Source organism: Microbacterium sp. PI-SA-G (assembly GCF_057215335.1).
The window spans coordinates 3127111-3144517 of record NZ_CM170103.1 but is presented as its reverse complement, the minus strand read 5'-3'; the positions used below and the strand labels follow the sequence as shown (position 1 = coordinate 3144517).

Sequence of the window (17407 nt, the reverse complement as noted above, 5' to 3'; positions counted from 1 at the left end):
GTGTCACTCCCCGCGGGAGACGCGCACCATCTCGTCGCGCGGCACGACCTTGACGCGCGCACGCTCGTGCGGCGCGCCCAGCGAGATCTCGTGCTCGTCGAGGCGGTGCCAGCCGTCGAGGTCGGTCCACTTCACACCGCGCTCGTGCAGGAGAGCGGGGATCGCCTCTTCGGCGGGGTTCTCGGGGTGCCACCACGAGCCCTGGTCGTTGATGATGTGGCGGACCGTCTCCATGGCGTCGGACTTGGTGTGCCCGATCAGGCCGACCGGACCGCGCTTGATCCATCCCGTGGCGTAGACGCCGGAGAGCTGCTGGTTGGAGTCCTTGGCGAGCACCTGGCCCTCGCGGTTCGGGATCACGCCGTGCTTCTTGTCGAACGGCACACCCGGCAGCGGGGAACCGAAGTAGCCGATCGCGCGGTACAGCGCCTGGATCGGGACCTCACGGAGCTCACCGGTGCCGACGGCCCCGCCCTGGCCGTCAGGCTGCGTGCGCTCGTAGACGAGGGCGGCGACGCGGCCGGCCTCGTCTTTGCGCACCTCGACCGGGCGCGCCCAGAAGTGCAGATGCAGGCGACGCGATGCCGTGCCACCGGCGTTGTTGACCGAGTCGCGCTTGCGCCACGACTGCAGGATGCGGTCGATGACCATGACCTGCTTGTTGCTGGCCACCGCGTCCTTCGACGCCTCGTCGTAGTCGAAGTCCTCGTCGTAGACGACCATGTCGACGTCGCGCAGTTCACCGAGCTCGCGCAGCTCCAGCGGCGTGAACTTGACCTGCGCCGGACCGCGACGGCCGAACACGTGCACGTCCGTGACGGCGCTCGCCTGCAGGCCCTCGTAGACGTTCTCGGGGACCTCGGTCACGAGCAGATCTTCGGCGTGCTTCGCGAGCATGCGGGCGACGTCGAGGGCGACGTTGCCGTTGCCGAGGACACCGACGGATGCCGCATCGAGCGGCCACTCGCGCGGCACGTCGGGGTGGCCGTCGAACCAGCTGACGTAGTCGGCGGCGCCGTAGGAGGCGACCGCGTCGACGCCGGGCAGGTCGAGCGTGCTGTCGCGGACCGCTCCGGTGGCGAAGATCACCGCGTTGTAGTGGCGCTTGAGATCGTCGAGCGTGATGTCCTCGCCGAAGCGCACGTTGCCGAACAGCCGAATGTCGCCCCGGTCGAGCACATCGCGCAGCGCCGTGATGATGCCCTTGATGCGCGGGTGGTCGGGTGCGACGCCGTAGCGGACCAGACCGTAGGGGGCCGGCAGCTGCTCGAACAGGTCGATCGAGACGTCGAACTTGCGCTCGGCCTTCAGCAGGATGTCAGCGGCGTAGATTCCGGCGGGCCCGGCGCCGACGATGGCAAGTCTCAGCTTGGTCATGGGGGTCCTTTCTGTGCTGCAGCGTTCGATGCGCGGGCTCGGGGCCGCGGCGCGATCAGCTGGAGCGTTCGACGAGGGTCTCTGCGAAGCGGGTCAACGACTCGCGCACGGTGCCGCGCGGCAGCGGAGCGAGCGCGTCGATGGCGTCCTGAGTCCAGGTGTGCGCGAGGGTGAGCGTCTTCTGCGTGCTCGCGTGGTCGCGGAGCTCGGTGAGGGGTCCGTCGAGGATCGACGGGTCGGATCCCTCGGCGATGCGCGCGACGCCGTCGTCGATGCGCGCGGCCAGGTCGATCGACGCGTCGTCTTTCTCGGCCTTGAGCAGCAGGTACGGCATGGTCGGCACGCCGGCGCGCAGGTCGGTGCCCGGCACCTTGCCCGTGTCTTCAGGCTTCGCGGACAGGTCGATCACGTCGTCGAGCAGCTGGAATGCGACGCCGATCTTCTCGCCGTACACCCGCAGCGGCTCCTCGTACTCGGACGGGGCGTTCGAGAAGATCACTCCGCCCTGCGTGGCTGCGGCGATCAGGGACCCGGTCTTGTCGGCGAGCACCTGGATGTAGAAGTCGATGGGGTCGTCGCCCGGCTGCGCCCCGAGCGTCTCGTGCATCTGGCCGAGGACCAGGCGCTCGAACGTGTCGGCCTGGAGACGGATGGCGCGCTCGCCGAGCCTCGACATGAGCTGGCTCGCGCGAGAGAACAGGATGTCGCCGGTGAGGATCGCGATGTTGTTGCCCCACACCGCATGCGCGGCGGGAACGCCGCGGCGGCGGTCGGCGCCGTCCATCACATCGTCGTGGTACAGCGAGCCGAGGTGCGTGATCTCGAGCGCCTTGGCGACGTCGATGACCTCGGGGGTGTTGCCGTCGCCGAGTTGGGCGGCCAGCAGCGTCAGCACCGGGCGGATGCGCTTGCCCCCGGCCTCGTACAGGTAGCGGCTGGCGGCGTCGGCCAGGGGGTCGGCGACGCGGACGTCTTCGGCCAGACCCGTCTCGACCAGCTCGAGTCCGTCTTCGATGGCCCGCGCGACGCGCCGAGCGGCAGGACCGATGAAAACGCGGTCGCTGAAACCGAGACGGCTCGCCAGTCGCGAACCCGGGGCAACGCGGCTCGAAGTCACGATGTCAGCCTAGCGTCGTCCGGCACCCGCGCAGCATCCACGGCCCTACTCCGGCTTGCGGGCGCGATGCAGGGCGACGATGCCGAAGCTGAGGTTGCGGTACGCGACGTCGGTCCACCCCGCCTCGCGGATCCAGGCGGAGAGCCGCTTCTGGTCGGGCCACTCGCGGATCGACTCGTTGAGGTAGTCGTAGGCATCGCCGTTCGTGCCGGCGACACGGGCCACGCGAGGCAGCACCTGGTCGTTGTAGAAGCGGTAGACACCGCGGAACAGTCCCCCGGGAGGGGTGGAGAACTCATTGATCACCAGGCGTCCGCCGGGCTTGGTGACGCGGAACAGCTCACGCAGGCCCTTCTTCGGGTCGCTGACGTTGCGCAGCGCGTACGACATGGTGACCGCGTCGAACTCGGCGTCGCCGAACGGCAGGTCGGTGGCGTCGGCCTCGACGAAGGACAGGTTGCGCATGCTGCCGTGCCGACGCTTGCCCTCGGCGAGCATGCCCGGCGAGAAGTCGGCCGCGACGACCTGCGCGCCGCTGCGGGCGAGCGATGCGGATGACGAGGCGGTGCCGGCGCCGAGGTCGAGGATGCGCTCCCCCGGCTTCGGGGCGACGGCGCGCGTGGTGGCCGCACGCCAGAGCGCGTCGTTGCCGAACGTCATCGCCGTGTTGGTGCGGTCATAACCCGCCGCGACCTGGTCGAACATGCCGCTGACGCGGGCGGGGTCCTTGCCGAGATCGGCGCGATTTGGCTCGTTCGAGGTCACCTGATCAGTCTAGGTGTCAGGGCCGCGGCGAGAGCCGAAGAGCGTCAAGACGATCGAGCCAGGCATCGGCCGTCGCGTCGTCGAACGGCGCGACCTGGCGGCGCACGCGCTCCTCGAGATCGAGCGTCAGCGCCTCGAGCCGAGCCATCACGTCGGCCGGATACCCGAACCGGACACTGTGCTCCGCCCACTCGTCGCGGTCGTCGACCCAGGTGCCGCGCTCGCCCTCGACGCGGACGACGTCGAGATCCATGTCGATGCCCGTGGCCAGCAGCGGGTCGTCGGACCAGCGCACGTCCCAGCCGATGTCGATGTAGATCCGCATGCCCTTGGGGTGATCACGGTTCACGGTCAGGGCGTGGTCGGCCTGCGGGGGCACGAGCGTGACGTTGGGTCCCGCGGCGACGAACGCCGCGCCGGGACGGGCGCTGTGCCAGCCGACGGGCTGTCCGACCCAGTCGCCCCACTCATCCGCGCCGAGATAGACGCATTCGTGGCGCCAGTGCGGGGATCCGTCCCACTTGCGCCACTGGAAGATCATCTCGGCACCGGCTGCGGGACGTGCATCGCTCATGCGCCCACCCTAGATCGGCGCGCTGTGCGCGATGGCGCCTCGGCCTCACGCCGAGTCCTAGGCTGGAACGGTGAGCAGCGCGCTGGTCGTGGAGACCCGAGAGATCGATCCGGTCGAGGATCTCCTCGCCGCCGCGGACCCGGACCGTCCGCTCGCCTGGCTGCGGCGCAGTGACGGCATCGTCGCGGTCGGACAGCCGGTGCGCGAACTACGAGCCCGCGCCAGTGCCACCGCGCAGCGCAGCGCCGCACTGGCCACAGCCTGGCGTCGGCTGGCCTCGACCGCGCGGATCGACGACCCGGTGCAGCTCCCGGGCACCGGCCTCGTCGCCTTCGGCGCGCTGGCGTTCGACGAGAAGTCGGCCTCCGACAGCGTGCTCGTGATCCCCTCGCAGGTGATCGGACGCCACGGGGACCGGTTCTGGCGCACGACCATCCGGCCGGCGGACGCGGACCCCTCTCCCGCCCCTGAGCCGGACCACCCGTACGGACCGCACTGGGCCGGGACGGTCGGACCCGGGGCGCAGAGCCCGCAGGGCTACCAGGATTCGGTGCGACAGGCGCTCGGACGCATCGCGCAGGGTGAGCTGAGCAAGGTCGTGCTGGCGCGAGACCTGACCGGCAGCATCCCCGCCGGCTCCGACCTGCGCCGGCTCGTGCGTGCACTCGCGACCGGCTACCCCGACACCTGGGCGTTCTCGGTCGACGGCCTGATCGGGGCGAGCCCCGAGACGCTCGTCACCGTACAGAACCGCACCGTGACCGCCCGCGTGCTCGCCGGGACAATCGGGCGCGGGGCCGACGCCGATGCCGACACCGCCGCATCGGCCTCGCTCGCCTCGAGCACCAAAGACCTCGACGAGCACCAGTACGCGGTGCAGAGCGTGCTCGCCTCGCTGCGGCCGCACACCCGCGCCCTCGCGGCGAGCGAACAGCCGTTCCTGCTCAAGCTGCCGAACCTGTTCCACCTGGCCACCGACGTCGAGGGCGAGCTCGCCGACGGCGGATCGGCGCTCGACCTGATCGGCGCCCTGCATCCGACCGCGGCCGTCGCCGGCACGCCGACCACCATCGCGATCGGCGTGATCCGCGAGCTCGAGCCCTTCGACCGCGGGCGCTACGCCGGGCCGGTGGGCTGGGTCGACGGCGCCGGCAACGGCGAATGGGCGATCGCGCTCCGCTGTGCGCAGTTCGACGTGCGCGAGGGAGACGACATCCGCGTGACGGCCTACGCGGGCGCCGGCATCGTCGCGGGCTCGGACCCGGAATCCGAACTGCTCGAGACGCGGGTGAAGTTCCGCCCGCTGGTCGACGCTCTGGCCTGAGCTCTCCGAGCCTGTCGGACCCCGACGGCTCAGCTCGCGTCGAGGCGCTTCTTCTCGGCCTCGACGTCGAAGTCGGCGACCGGCCACTGCGGATCGATGTCCTGCAGCGCGGCGAGCAGCAGCTCCTGCACGGCCAGCCGCGCGTACCACTTGCTGTTCGCCGGGATCACGTGCCACGGCGCGACCTCGGTCGACGTGCGGTCGAACACGACCTGATACGCCTGCATGTAGTCGTCCCACAGCAGACGCTCATCGACATCGCCCGGGTTGTACTTCCAGTGCTTGTCGGGTCGGTCGAGCCGCTCGCGCAGACGCTCCTTCTGCTCGTCGCGCGAGATGTGCAGCATGACCTTGATGATCCGGATGCCGGAGGCTGCGATCCGCTCCTCGAAGGCGTTGATCGCTCCGATGCGGCGCTCGATCTCCGCGTCGTCGGCGAGGGCGCGCACCTTGCCGATCAGCACGTCCTCGTAGTGCGAACGGTCGAAGACGCCGATGAACCCCGGCTCAGGAAGGCGCTTCTCGATGCGCCAGAGGAAGTCGTGCTCTTTCTCTTCGGCGGTGGGCGCCTTGAATGCGGCGAGCGCCACCCCCTGCGGGTCGACACCGCCGACCACGTGGCGGACGATGCCGCCCTTGCCTGCGGAGTCCATCGCCTGCAGCACCAGCAGCACGGCGTTCCTCGTGGCTCCGACCCTGCTCTCGGCGAAGAGCCGCTCCTGCAGGTCGCTCAGCGCCTCGAGCCCCTTCTCGAGGTCGTGGGCGCCGTGCGTCTTGCCGCGGTCGTAGCCGGGACGACTGCCGGGGTCGAGGTCGGCGAGGCGGAACCCTTCGCCGACACGGAGGATGTCTGCCCACCTGTGCGCGTTCATATGCTCATCCTGCCCACTCGCGGCCGGATCCGCACCCCTCGGCTCACCGCTCGAGCGGAACCTCGATGAGCTGGCGTCCGCCGAAGGGAGTGGTGAGCACCTGATCGAGTGCCGTGCGCGTGGTCACCCGGCGGTATTCCCATCCGTAGGCGAGGGCGAGCTGCTCGAGGCGCACCCGGTGCGGTGTGTAGAACGCGCGGTCGAGATCGGCAGGGGCGGCGGAGCCGGCGACCTCGAGCGCGTCGAAGATCGTGCCGCCGCCGTCGTTGCCCACGATGACCTGCAGCCGCGGTTCGGTCTCGTCGGGCGGCAGCAGCAGTGCCCCGACATCGTGCAGGAAGGCGAGATCGCCCAGCAGCAGGCGGGTGATTCCGGGAGCCCCGCCGGCCTGACTCGCGATCGCGATGCCGGTGGCCGTGGCGATCGTGCCGTCGATGCCGGCGAGGCCACGGTTGGCGTGCACTGGAACCTTCTTGCCGCCCAGCACCGCGTCGGCCACGCGAACCAGGCGGGAGGACCCGAACATCAGCCGATCGTGCGGCCAGGTCGCGCGCCAGACGGAGTCGACGAGCAGCGCCCGGTCGAGCGGGCGGCGCACCGCGTCGAGCTCGGCCTTCACAGCATCACGGCGCGCGGCGAAGTGCGTCGACGCGAGGCCGTCCTGATCAGGCGCCTGCTCGCTGAGGTCGATCGCCGACGCCGCGGATGCCTGGAGCCACGCGCCGAGCCAGGAGCGGTCGGCAGCTCCTTCGGCCACGGCGACGGATGCCACGGACCGCGTGCGGTGGTTGAGATTCAGCTCCTCGCCGCCGCGGCGCACGGCCACGACGTCGACATCGGCTCGCGACAGCAGCGCGGTGACCTCGCGACTGAGCGTGGGATGCCCCAACACCACGGCGCGCTCCACCGCTCCCCCGAGCTCGTCACGACGCAGCAGCTCGCGGTAGCCGTGCACGATCTGCCGACCGAAACGGGATCCGCTGACGATCTCGGCGATCAGCGGCCACCCGCCGGCGTGCGCGATCTGCTCGGCATCGGCGCCGGCGTCGGCTCCCGCGATCAGGACGGTGCGCGGGCCGCGTTCGAGGACCAGTGGGTCGCCGACCGGGATGAGGGGAGCCGGGCCCGGCTGCAGGTCGCCAGCGACCGCGGCGCCCGAGAGCGGCTCGCGGGAGGGCAGGTTCAGGTGCACGGGTCCACAGACGCCGGGGAGCCCGTTCGCCGCATCGGCCCCCAGCGCGACGGAGACGGCGTGGGCGGCGAGACCCGTCCAGCCCGTGGCGGCATCGGGGACGGGAGCGTCGAGCTGCTCGCGCGCCCAGGTCGCGAACATCCCCGGCTGCGCGGTCGCCTGGTTCGCCCCGATGCCCCGGAGTTCGGGCGGGCGATCGGCCGTCAGCAGCAGCAGCGGCACGCCGGAGTGGAAGGCCTCGAGCACCGCCGGCAGCAGGTTCGCGACGGCCGTGCCGGAGGTGCAGAGCACCGCGACGGGCACACCGCTCTCGCGCGCGAGTCCGAGCGCAGTGAACCCGGCGACGCGTTCATCGATGCGCACGTGCACGCGCAGCGCGCCCTCGTTCGACGCGTGCACGGCGGCGAGCGCTAGCGCCTGCGACCGCGAACCCGGCGACAGCACCAGGTCGCGCACGCCGTGGGCGATCAGCTCCGCGATCAGGGATGCCGCAGCATCCGATGCCGCAGACGCGGTCACGCGCGCGGTTCCGGCGTCTGGTCCTCGTCGGTCTCGTCGTCGAGTCGCGCGAGCTCCTCTTCGAGGCGACGGATGCGGGCGTCCTGCTCGGTCTTGCTGATGGTGCGCAGGAACGCGGGGTCGTCGTCGGGGCCGACCAGGCGGATGGTGTCCCTGTCATTCTTGCGGCGGCGGCCGAGCACGAACCACAGTATGCCGCCGACGACGGGGATGAGGACGACGATCGCGATCCAGGCGGCCTTGGGCACGCCACGGTGCCGCGACGACGGCTGCACGGCGCAGTCGACGATGCTGTACACCCAGAAGACGGCGGCCAGGAAACCGCCCACGATCAGTAGTCTCGCCACCCTCCCAGTGTAGGCACGTTCCTGGGCTCCGGCTCCGGGTGCGTCAGTCGATCTCGACGCGCAGGATGCGGTCATCCCCATCGCGGGCGTCGCCCCGCCCGTCGGTGTTGTTGGTGAGGATCCACAGGGATCCGTCGGGGGCGACGACGGCGTCGCGCAGACGCCCGAACTCGCCGGTGTACCACTCGGATGCCGCGGCGAGATCATCGAGCGGCACCGACCGCAGCCGCTCGCCGCGGAGATTGGCGATCACCACGGCATCGTCCGTGACGGCGATCCCGCTCGGGCTCGCGGCAGACGGCGGCCACTGCTGCAGCGGGTCGAGGTAATCCCCGTCGCCCGCGATGCCCTCCACGACCGGCCAGCCGTAGTTGCCCCCGGGCTCGATCACATTCAGCTCATCCCAGGCGTCCTGCCCGAACTCGCTGGCGTACATCGTGCCGCTCGCATCCCACCCGATCCCCTGCGGGTTGCGATGGCCGAGGCTGTACACGGGCGATCCGTCGATCGGGTTGTCGTCGGGCACCTCCCCCGTGGGCGTCAGCCGCAGAATCTTGCCCGAGAGCGCATCGGGGTCCTGCGCGCTGTCACGGTCGCCCGCATCGCCGGCGGTCACGTAGAGCATGCCGTCGGGGCCGAATGCCAGGCGCCCGCCGTTGTGGTTGCCGGCCGCCGGGATGCCGTCGATCACCGTCGTGGGCTCGCCGAGTCGGAGCGCTCCGGCCTCACCGCTGATCGGGCGCCGCTCGACGCGGTTCTCGTCGTCGGCAGTGAAGTACGTGAACAGCTCGCCGTCGTGCACCGCGAGCCCGAGGAGTCCGCCTTCGCCGCTGGCGACGACCCCGTCGATGACGCCGACCTCGCGCGCCTCGCCGTCAGCGTCGAGCTCGAGGATGCGGGCGCTGTCGCGTTCGCTCACCAGAGGCGTGCCCTCGTGGAACGCGATCGACCAGGGGGCGTCGAGCCCTTCGGCGATCAGGGTGGTGGAGGGGGCGGGCTCACCCGCGTCCGTGGAGCCGGCGGTGGTCGCCGTGCACGAGGTCAGAGCGAGCGCGAACGCGAGCGCGGCCGCTCCAGTGGTGAACAGGCGCGTGCGGCGCAGCATCCGGTATTCCGGCATCCCGATATCCCTTCCTCTCGTCCATCCCACACGGAACGGGGACGAGAGGGAAGAGCCAGCCCGAGATCGCCTGGCACACCGAAGCCCCTCGCTACGCTGAGCGCATGAGTGAGCCTCGCCGCACCGCCCCCGCCGTTCTCTCGGTCGTCCGGCGGATCCCGGCGACACTGACGATGATCGGGCTCATCCTCACCGTCGGCGTGATCTGGCAGGGACTGTGGGCGCCCTTCGAGGACGCGGCCCTGTTCCCCACCGTCGCCTACGGGCTGCCGAGCCTCGCCGCCGGCCAGTGGTGGACTCCGCTCACCGGCACGTTCTTCGTGAACCAGCCGTGGGTGTACATCTTCACGATCTCGGGCTTCTGGGGCATGGCCTACCTGGAGTTCCGGCGCGGGTCGCGCGTGGCGTTGGCCTACTACTGGATCGGACAGTTGTTCGCGGTCCTGGCGACCGCACTCGTGCTGCTGCTCGCGTCGCAGCTGCCGTGGGCGTGGGCCATCGCCGAGGCACAGGCGCTCGACGTCGGCGCCTCCGGGGGAACCATGGCGTGCATCGCTGCCGCGATCGGGCTCTTCCGCCCGCCGTGGCGGGTGCGCGGCTGGCTGATCCTGCTCGGATTCGTGTTCGTCGCGATGCTGTTCTGGGGCGCGCTCGCCGACCTCGAGCACCTGCTCGCGGTGCTGCTGATCCTGGTCGCCGACCGGACCCTGCGCGTGCGTCGCACGACCGTCCGCGAACAGCGCCTCATCGCGGTGGTCGCCGTGATGGTGCTCGGCGCGATCGAGATCATTACCGTGCTGGTGCCCACCGACGGCCCCTTCGGTCCGACCGAACCGGGATCGGGCGGGGTGATCGACCTGCCCCTCGACCTGGTCGTGGTGCTCGTGCTCGTGAACGGCCTGCGGCGGGGGCGGCGCTGGGCGTGGGTGCTGGCCGTGCTGCTCGGTGTGTTCAACGTGCTGCTGGCCACGCTCGTGCTGGCGCTGATCACCGTGTTCAGTCAGGCCCAGCTCGACGTGCGCTGGGACGGACAGACCGAGCTCGCGCTCGCGAACGGCTTCCTGTGGCTGATCATGCTGGTGTATCTGGTGCTGATCCGTCGTGCGTTCCATGCCAAGCGCCGCTCCCCGCTCGGCAAACAGCCCGCGCCGAGTGTCGACGACGTCAAGACCGCTCTGCGACTGCACGGCGGCGGCACGCTCTCGTGGATGACCACCTGGGAGGGCAACAGCTACGCGCGCACCCCCGGCGGAGTCGTCGCGTACCAGCGGCGGTCCGGGGTGGCGCTCGCACTCGCGGATCCGATTGGACCGGCAGCGCAGCGTGGCGCCGCGGTCTCGGAGTTCATCCGCGAGGCGGAGCAGGCCGGCCTCGTGCCCTGCTTCTTCAGCGCGGACGAGGCCACACGCGCGGCGGTCCCCCCGACCTGGCGGAGCATCGTCGTGGCGGACGACACGATCGTCGACCTGGCCGGGCTCGAGTTCACCGGCAAGCGCTGGAACTCAGTGCGCACCTCGCTGAACAAGGCAGGGCGCGAGGACATGACGTTCCGGATGACGCAGCTGAAGTCCGAGTCGTGGGGCGTGCAGCAGCAGCTGCGGGCGATCTCGGAGGCGTGGGTCGGCGAGAAGGACCTGCCCGAGATGCGCTTCACGCTCGGCACGCTGGAGGAAGCGGAGGACCCCGAGGTGCGCCTGGCCCTCGCGCTCGCCCCGAACGGCGACGTGGACGGCTTCCTCTCGTGGCTGCCCGTGTACGGCGAGGGCGGAGCGGTGCGCGGCTGGACGCTCGATCTGATGCGGCGACGCGACGGCGGGTTCGGGCCCGTGATGGAGTACCTGATCGGCTCGTCGGCGAAGCAGTTCTCCGAGGAGGGCGCCGAGATCATGTCGCTCTCGGGCGCGCCCCTGGCGCACGACTATCCGCCGGATGCGGGCGTCATCGCGGCGCTCAGCGATCGGCTCGCAGAAGCGCTCGAGCCGGTGTACGGATTCGGCTCGCTGCACCGGTTCAAGCAGAAGTTCCACCCGCGCTACGAGACCATGTACCTGCTGTTCCGCGACGAGAGCGACCTCACCCGCATCGGCGGGGCGCTGACCCGGGCGTTCCTGCCGGATGCGACGCTGCGGCAGTTCGCCGGCGCCGGTCTCGAGCTGGTTCGAGGCAGCGGAAAGGACTGAGGCGGTCGGCAACGACTGAGGCGGCCGGGAGGACTGAGGCGGTCGGTCAGACGTTCGGCACGTCGGCCGCCGCGACCGAGGCGCCGGACGCGTCACGGATCTCGAGACGCGCGACGTCCTCGCGCAGCACCGCGGCGTTCACGCGGCAGTGGATCTCGACGGGAGAGCCGAGCATCTCGCCCGCCGAGAACTCGGAGCCGTCGATCCCGACGAAGACGATCGAGTAGGTCGCGCCGACATCGAGTCCCGTCGCGTCGAGCACGGCTTCGGTGCCCCACGTGTGCGCGACCAGGTCGGCGTCGATCGCCGTGCCGTCCGCCTCGTCGCGCACGTCGATGTTCTCCACCGCGCCGAGAGTGCCGGGAGGGCCGGACGGCGGCGAGGGTGAGAGGAGCGGCGGAGCGACGAGACCGACACCCATGCCGATCGCGATGCAGGCCGCTGCGCCGAGGACCGCGCCGACCCAGCGCGACGATCGGCGGCGGGAGAGCGCAGTGGGGGCCGCCGGAACGAATGCCGGCTCGAAGGCCGTGCGTTCGTCGGCCGCGATGCCCACGGTGATGCGATCACGCAGGGCAGCGTCGGGCGCGACCTCGGACCATGCCACCTCGGCGGCGTCGAGCCGGGCGACCAGCGCGCTCAGACTCGCGATCTCCGCGTCGATCCTGGGGTGGATGCGGCGGAGCGCGTCGAGCTCGACCGCCTCCTCCGGCGAGAGTTCGCCCGCGGCTGCCGCAGCGATCAGCTGCGCGATCCGATCGTCAGTGTCATCCATCGATGTCCTCCGTTCCGTCGAGATGGCCCCGCAGCGCGCGCAGCGCGTGGAAGGCGCGCGTGCGCAGCGTCGCCACGGGGACGCCGGTCGTCTCGGCGAGCTCTTTGTACGTGCGCCCTTCGAGGTGGACGGCGACGATCACGTGTCGGTGTGCGTCACTCAATCGCGCCAGGCCCTCGATGATCTGCAGCCGCTCGAGCGGGTCGGCCCCGGCTGCCGGATGCTGCTCCAGCTCCTGCTCGTCGCCGATGCGCGGCATCCGCCCCCGACTGCGGAAAGCGTCGGCGATGACGTTGCGGGCGATCGCGAACAGCCAGGTGCGCTCCGACGACCTCGTCGGATCGAAGCTGTCTCGCGCCCGCCAGGCCCGCAGGAACGTCTCTTGCACGCAGTCCTCGGCCAGCGGCCGATCGCGCATCGCGTTCACCGCGAACCCGAGCAGCGCAGAGCCGTGCAGATCGAACGCCCGAGACGCGTCGAAACCACGAGACCTCTCGGACGGATGCTCCATCACGCTCCCTGACTGAACCTGGGCGAACCCCGTCATGGCCGGCACGCTCCCCTCAGAGTAGGCGGTCTGTTCACGGGTCGAGAACGGACCTGACGGATCGAGACGTCTGCGAGGTATACGTCATGCCCCCTCCCGGCATTCACCGCGGAAGAAATCTCGGCGGCCGATGAACGCGAGCCCGGTGCCTGGCGTATCACCTGCAACGGACGCAGCGGGCGCCCGAACCGAAAGGGCGCGACATGTTGAACAGAACCTCCACACGCACTCTCACCGTCGGCGCTCTCGTCGCCGTCGGCGTCCTCGCCGTCGGCGCTCCGGCGCAGGCCGAGACCGAAGTGCCTGAGCCGTCTTCCTTCACCAGTGCGTTCACGGTGATGGCCACCCCCGACCAGGTGGTCAACGCCGACGGAGTCGTCACCCCCGGACAGGAAGGCGCCACCGGCACCTTCACGTTCCGCATCAACTCGGACCTCGACATCATCTGCTACGACATCACCCTCGACGGGGTCTCGGGCGACTACCAGAGCCCTGCCAAGACCGCGACGCACATCCACCAGGCGCCGGCCGGCAAGCCCGGCCCGCCCCGCATCGCGTTCCCCAACCCCGCACCGATCGGTGACGGACCCCGCACCAGCTCCGGATGCCTGCAGGGTCCGTTCACCACCGGGATCATGGTCGAGGGCACCGACACCGGGACCGGATTCACACTGGCGCAGATCGAAGCCGACCCGAGCGCCTTCGCGGCTGACTCCCACACCGTCGCCTCGCCCGCCGGAGTCGTCCGCGGCCAGCTCACGAGCGTGCCCGTCGGCGGCGTTCCCACCGGTGGCGGCGGAACCGCAGACACCGGAATGGATGCCGCGGGCGTCACCGTCGCCGCCGTGGGCGTGGCCGGACTTCTCGGTGGTCTCGGCGTCATGGCGTACCGCCGTCGGGCCGGCGCCCGATGAAAGCTCGCTCGCGGCCTCCGAAGCCTCTCCAGCCCCCTGGAGGGAGGCTTCGGGCCGCGAGCGTCTTCCTGGCACTGGGAGTGCTCCTCACCGGCTGCGCACCGCTGCCCGACACGACATCCACACCCGAGCCGTCTCGGTCGACGGTGCCCTCGACGATGCCCTCGCCGACGCCGTCCGCCACGATCGCGGAGTCCGCTCCCACCCCGGTCGCAGAACCGGTGGTGCGCGGTGAAGCCCCGGCGAGCGTTCGCATCCCTGCGATCGGCATCGATGTGCCGCTGATCGACCTCGGCATCGCACCGAGCGGCCAGATGGAGGCCCCGGAGGACTACGACGAGGTCGGGTGGTTCACCGGCGGCGGACGCCCGGGCGGGTTCGGTCCGACGGTGATCGCCGGCCACGTCGACTCCCCTACCGGCCCGGCCGTGTTCATCCGTCTGTCAGAGCTGGCGGAGGGCGACATCGTCGAGGTGACCGACGTGGCGGGAACGCTGTTCCGCTACACCGTCACCGAGGTCGCCGAGTACCCGAAGTCGGCGTTCCCCACCCACGCGGTGTTCGGCGCGGTCGCAACCGATGAGCTGCGCCTGATCACCTGCGGCGGCGTCTTCGACCCCGCCGCCTCGTCATACGTCGACAATCGGGTCGTGTACGCGGTGCGCGCAGCCGCCTGAGTGTCGCTGCGGCCGGCATCCGCGCGATTTCTCAGTCGTGGTAGCGCGCCTGCAGGATCGTGACGCGATCGCATGCCGCGACGTAGACGCGATCAACAGGTTGATGCGTCTGACGCGACGGCGTCAGGAGTCGCGCGGGCGCTGACGCAGCTGTTTGACGTCGGTCCGGCGCTGCTTGGCTTTGAGGCGGCGCTCCTTCGACCCGCGGCTCGGCTTCGTCGCCCGGCGCGCTGGTGCCGGCGGACGCAGAGCCTCCGACACGAGGTCGACGAGACGCTGCCGAGCGGCATCCCGGTTGCGCAGCTGGGCACGATGCTCGGATGCCGCGATCGTCAGCACTCCGTCGACCAGTCGCCCGGCCAGCCGATCGAGCAGGCGTTCGCGCTGATGCGGCGACAGCACGGCGGAGCCCGCGGCATCCCACACCAGCTCGACGCGGGAGTCGGCCGTGTTCACGCCCTGCCCGCCCGGCCCCGAGGACCGCGAGAACCGCCACGACAGCTCCGACTCGGGGATCGTCAGACCCGACGAGATCCGAAGACCGGGGCGATGGGCGGAAGGCATGCGTCCATCTTCCTCTCTGTGCGGGCGGGCCTGCCCTCACATCTGGTCGATGAGCAGTTCGCCGTGCGCGTTGAGGCTCTGCATCATGCGGGCGATGCGTGTCGCGTCGATGCGCGGCATGGTCGCGGAGTCGAACGCCATGACCATCGGGATGCTCGGGTGCACCCAGGCGGACAGCCGGCCCGCGGGTGCCTTCTCATCGTCGGCGACCCACGTCATCATGAAGCTCTCCTGGCGGCGGAGCTTCGTCGCGATGATGACCTTGAGGTGAGCCAGGGTCTCGTCCTCGATCACGATCGCCGGACGAGAGCTGTTGTACTCGAGTGATCCCATGATGAGCAGAATACGCGTCTTTGTCGACGCGACGGCGGGAGTCGAACCCGCCACGCCACCAGGTATGAACTGAGGCCCGGGACCGCCCGGATCGCCGCGATGGGTATGACGTTACCCGGGGCCACGTCGGCCCGCCAGCAGGTTGCCCGCGATAACGGCATGAGTCGGCGGATGACGGCCACGGCGTCGGAGCCTCGCGATACCGTGGCGGCATCGGACGCCCATCAGGAAGGGAACGCCCCATGGTCAGCGCCACCACCGGACAGATGACGCACCGGCATCTGCGCCTGTCGCTGGTGTTCGTGGTGTTCGCGTTGCTGACCGGCATCGCGATCGAGACCGTCGTGGTGTCGTGGGAGCCGCTCGAGCTCGGCTGGCAGGTGCTTCCCTCGCTCAGCCACTACTTCTACACGCCCGCCCGCAGCGTGTTCGTGGGCGCACTGGTCGCGGCGTCCCTCGCGCTGCTCGCGCTGTCGGGTCGTGACCGCACGACCGTGCTGCTCGACGTCGCGGCGATCTTCGCGCCGCTGATCGCACTCGTGCCCACCGGCCTCTCCGACGGCGACACCCGCTGCCCCGGCACCCAGGACTGCATCCCCCCGGCGTTCCTCGACGACGTGCGCACCGGCGTGGCCACCTACGTGCTCGTCGTGATCTCGGTCGTGCTCGTGACAGCGGTGATCCGTGCCCGCCGAGGGACGACCAGTCTCGGGGCGGTGATCGTGTCCGTGATCGCCGTGGCCACCGCGCTGCTGCTCGCCGCGCTCGCGTTCGTCCCCGCGCTCAACGCCGGCTTTCCGTTCAACCTCGGGCCGTCCGCCACCAGCATCCACTTCGTGGTGACGCTGATCTTCTTCGGCACGTTCGCCGCCGTGCCGATCCTCCACGCCCGGGGTTCGGGCGTGGCCGGCGAGACTCCGCCGACCGCTCGGCAGCGCCGCGTCTACCTCTGGGTGGCCGGGCTGCTGATCGCCGACCTCGTGCTGCTGGTGATCGCCTTCGCGGCGCGCGCCTCACTGCCCGATATACCGGTGGTACTCATCGGCGAGACCGTGGCGCTGCTGCTGTTCGCCGTCTTCTGGTGGGTGCAGACATTTCAGCGCTGGGATGACGCGGATCCGCCCAGCATCCGCTGACGCGGAGCGGGACGCCAGCAAGACCCGGACTCCGCGTGCACAGCCACTCAGGCGCGCGCCGGCGGTACCGGCGCGTCGAGGGCGCGGAGCATCCGCTCAACGGCCTCACGCAGTTCGGCGCGCTCCGCCTCGGGGAACGTGATCGCATACTCGACGCCCTCGGGGATCCAGAGGAAGGCGTACATCGCCTCGCGCCAGTCCGATCCGCCGACGGGCCACCGTGTACGGTCGACCCCCTCGGCGGTGGCTCCCTGGGACCATGGCCCGAAGCGGTCCTGCACCTCGGCGATCGGCAGCTCCATCACCGCATCGGCTTCGACCTTCTGCGGCGACCACGACGCGGCGATCAGCACCCGCTCCTCCACTTCCTCGGACGTGATCTGCCGCCGGACGAACAGCACGCGTGTGTGCTCGACCGTCGCGATCCGGTCCACACGGAAGGTGCGCCAGTCGTCGCGATCGAGGTCCCAGCACAGCAGGAACCACTTGCGGCCCGCGGGGGCGAGTGCGTGCGGCTCGACGCGGCGGACGGTCTCGGCGCCCGCGGCATCGACGTAGCGGAGGCGCAGCCGCTCGGTGTCGCGGGTGGCGAGAGCGACCTCGCCCAGCACTCCCGGCGACACGACCGGAGCGTCTCCGATGGTGGGGGCCTGCACCGAGGCGGCGAGCGCGTTCACCCGGTGCCGGAGCGCCGACGGGAGCACCTGCTCGAGCTTCGCCAGAGCCGTGAGCGTGACCTCCGGACCGCCCACGAGCTGCTGGGTCGCGGCGACGCGTAGTCCGATCGCCATCGTCACGGCCTCGTCGTCGGTGAGCAGCAGCGGCGGCACCGCGCTGCCCGCCTCGAGACGGTATCCACCGGCAGCGCCCGGCGTGGACTCGACGCGGTAGCCGAGCTCCCGCAGACGATCCACGTCGCGACGGACGGTGCGCTCGGTGACACCGAGCCGCCGGGCGATCTCGGTGCCGGACCAGTGCCGGTGCGTCTGCAACAGATTCAGCAGAGCGAGGGCACGCGTGGTGGTGTCGGACATGAATCAAGATTTGCAGAGATTGCGGACAGGATGTGTCCTG

18 protein-coding genes and 1 tRNA gene are annotated in these 17407 nt (G+C 70.6%); 5 read left to right on the top strand and 14 right to left on the bottom strand.

Going from position 1 to position 17407, the window contains the following annotated elements:
- Positions 1-3: 3 nt before the first annotated feature.
- The 4 genes from AC2D10_RS15440 to AC2D10_RS15425 are packed head-to-tail and all read right to left on the bottom strand — an operon-like array spanning position 4 to position 3833.
- Positions 4-1377 (bottom strand): FAD-dependent oxidoreductase, encoded by a 1374-nt coding sequence (locus AC2D10_RS15440; protein WP_484708935.1) that lies wholly within the window; start codon positions 1375-1377, stop codon positions 4-6.
- Between the two features lie 55 nt (positions 1378-1432).
- Positions 1433-2494 carry a polyprenyl synthetase family protein gene (locus AC2D10_RS15435; protein ID WP_484708934.1) on the bottom strand — a complete coding sequence of 354 codons (1062 nt, stop codon included), beginning with the start codon at positions 2492-2494 and terminating at the stop codon, positions 1433-1435.
- Positions 2495-2539: 45 nt separating this feature from the next.
- Positions 2540-3259 (bottom strand): class I SAM-dependent methyltransferase, encoded by a 720-nt coding sequence (locus AC2D10_RS15430; RefSeq protein ID WP_484708932.1) that lies wholly within the window; start codon positions 3257-3259, stop codon positions 2540-2542.
- 16 nt (positions 3260-3275) lie between these two features.
- The gene (locus AC2D10_RS15425) at positions 3276-3833 is read right to left on the bottom strand and encodes a DUF402 domain-containing protein (RefSeq protein WP_484708931.1); all 558 of its coding nucleotides are present in this window, start codon (positions 3831-3833) and stop codon (positions 3276-3278) included.
- A gap of 70 nt (positions 3834-3903) precedes the next feature.
- On the opposite strand from AC2D10_RS15425, the gene AC2D10_RS15420 reads away from it, so the two are divergent.
- Positions 3904-5157 (top strand): isochorismate synthase, encoded by a 1254-nt coding sequence (locus AC2D10_RS15420; protein WP_484708930.1) that lies wholly within the window; start codon positions 3904-3906, stop codon positions 5155-5157.
- 29 nt (positions 5158-5186) lie between these two features.
- Here the strand turns inward: AC2D10_RS15420 and AC2D10_RS15415 are convergent, their stop codons facing one another.
- From AC2D10_RS15415 to AC2D10_RS15400, 4 genes are read right to left on the bottom strand one after another with little or no spacing between them, the layout of a single operon-like run.
- Positions 5187-6029: a PPK2 family polyphosphate kinase gene (locus AC2D10_RS15415; protein ID WP_484708928.1), complete on the bottom strand. Its 843-nt coding sequence runs from the start codon at positions 6027-6029 to the stop codon at positions 5187-5189.
- 43 nt (positions 6030-6072) lie between these two features.
- Complete coding sequence (menD, locus tag AC2D10_RS15410) at positions 6073-7740, bottom strand: 2-succinyl-5-enolpyruvyl-6-hydroxy-3-cyclohexene-1-carboxylic-acid synthase (RefSeq protein WP_484708925.1); 1668 nt, start codon at positions 7738-7740, stop codon at positions 6073-6075.
- The gene (locus AC2D10_RS15405) at positions 7737-8087 is read right to left on the bottom strand and encodes a PLD nuclease N-terminal domain-containing protein (protein ID WP_484708924.1); all 351 of its coding nucleotides are present in this window, start codon (positions 8085-8087) and stop codon (positions 7737-7739) included. Before AC2D10_RS15405 ends, menD begins: the two co-directional genes overlap by 4 nt.
- A gap of 43 nt (positions 8088-8130) precedes the next feature.
- Positions 8131-9207: a PQQ-dependent sugar dehydrogenase gene (locus tag AC2D10_RS15400; RefSeq protein ID WP_484708923.1), complete on the bottom strand. Its 1077-nt coding sequence runs from the start codon at positions 9205-9207 to the stop codon at positions 8131-8133.
- A 104-nt stretch (positions 9208-9311) separates the two neighbouring features.
- On the opposite strand from AC2D10_RS15400, the gene AC2D10_RS15395 reads away from it, so the two are divergent.
- Positions 9312-11387 carry a bifunctional lysylphosphatidylglycerol flippase/synthetase MprF gene (locus AC2D10_RS15395; protein ID WP_484708922.1) on the top strand — a complete coding sequence of 692 codons (2076 nt, stop codon included), beginning with the start codon at positions 9312-9314 and terminating at the stop codon, positions 11385-11387.
- Between the two features lie 46 nt (positions 11388-11433).
- Here AC2D10_RS15395 and AC2D10_RS15390 read toward each other — a convergent pair whose 3' ends face one another.
- Both AC2D10_RS15390 and AC2D10_RS15385 read right to left on the bottom strand, forming a co-directional pair.
- Positions 11434-12162 (bottom strand): hypothetical protein, encoded by a 729-nt coding sequence (locus AC2D10_RS15390; protein ID WP_484708921.1) that lies wholly within the window; start codon positions 12160-12162, stop codon positions 11434-11436.
- Positions 12155-12709 carry an RNA polymerase sigma factor gene (locus tag AC2D10_RS15385; RefSeq protein ID WP_484708920.1) on the bottom strand — a complete coding sequence of 185 codons (555 nt, stop codon included), beginning with the start codon at positions 12707-12709 and terminating at the stop codon, positions 12155-12157. The genes AC2D10_RS15390 and AC2D10_RS15385 overlap by 8 nt, the downstream gene beginning before the upstream one ends.
- Positions 12710-12912: 203 nt before the next feature.
- Here AC2D10_RS15385 and AC2D10_RS15380 point away from each other — a divergent pair, with 203 nt between their 5' ends.
- Positions 12913-13623 (top strand): CHRD domain-containing protein, encoded by a 711-nt coding sequence (locus AC2D10_RS15380; RefSeq protein WP_484708919.1) that lies wholly within the window; start codon positions 12913-12915, stop codon positions 13621-13623.
- A gap of 158 nt (positions 13624-13781) precedes the next feature.
- Positions 13782-14300 (top strand): class F sortase, encoded by a 519-nt coding sequence (locus tag AC2D10_RS15375; RefSeq protein WP_484708918.1) that lies wholly within the window; start codon positions 13782-13784, stop codon positions 14298-14300.
- 123 nt (positions 14301-14423) lie between these two features.
- Here AC2D10_RS15375 and arfB read toward each other — a convergent pair whose 3' ends face one another.
- The 3 genes from arfB to AC2D10_RS15360 all read right to left on the bottom strand — a co-directional run bounded on the left by arfB (position 14424) and on the right by AC2D10_RS15360 (position 15296).
- Positions 14424-14864 carry an alternative ribosome rescue aminoacyl-tRNA hydrolase ArfB gene (gene arfB / locus AC2D10_RS15370; protein WP_484708917.1) on the bottom strand — a complete coding sequence of 147 codons (441 nt, stop codon included), beginning with the start codon at positions 14862-14864 and terminating at the stop codon, positions 14424-14426.
- Positions 14865-14900: 36 nt separating this feature from the next.
- Entirely contained in the window at positions 14901-15197 is a 297-nt protein-coding gene (locus AC2D10_RS15365) for a DUF7882 family protein (RefSeq protein ID WP_484708915.1), read from the bottom strand.
- Positions 15198-15223: 26 nt separating this feature from the next.
- Positions 15224-15296: transfer RNA gene (locus AC2D10_RS15360), tRNA-Met, on the bottom strand.
- 143 nt (positions 15297-15439) lie between these two features.
- On the opposite strand from AC2D10_RS15360, the gene AC2D10_RS15355 reads away from it, so the two are divergent.
- Positions 15440-16333 (top strand): hypothetical protein, encoded by an 894-nt coding sequence (locus AC2D10_RS15355; protein WP_484708914.1) that lies wholly within the window; start codon positions 15440-15442, stop codon positions 16331-16333.
- A gap of 47 nt (positions 16334-16380) precedes the next feature.
- On the opposite strand, the gene AC2D10_RS15350 is transcribed toward AC2D10_RS15355, so the two are convergent.
- The gene (locus AC2D10_RS15350; RefSeq protein WP_484708913.1) at positions 16381-17367 is read right to left on the bottom strand and encodes a helix-turn-helix transcriptional regulator; all 987 of its coding nucleotides are present in this window, start codon (positions 17365-17367) and stop codon (positions 16381-16383) included.
- Positions 17368-17407: the final 40 nt, after the last annotated feature.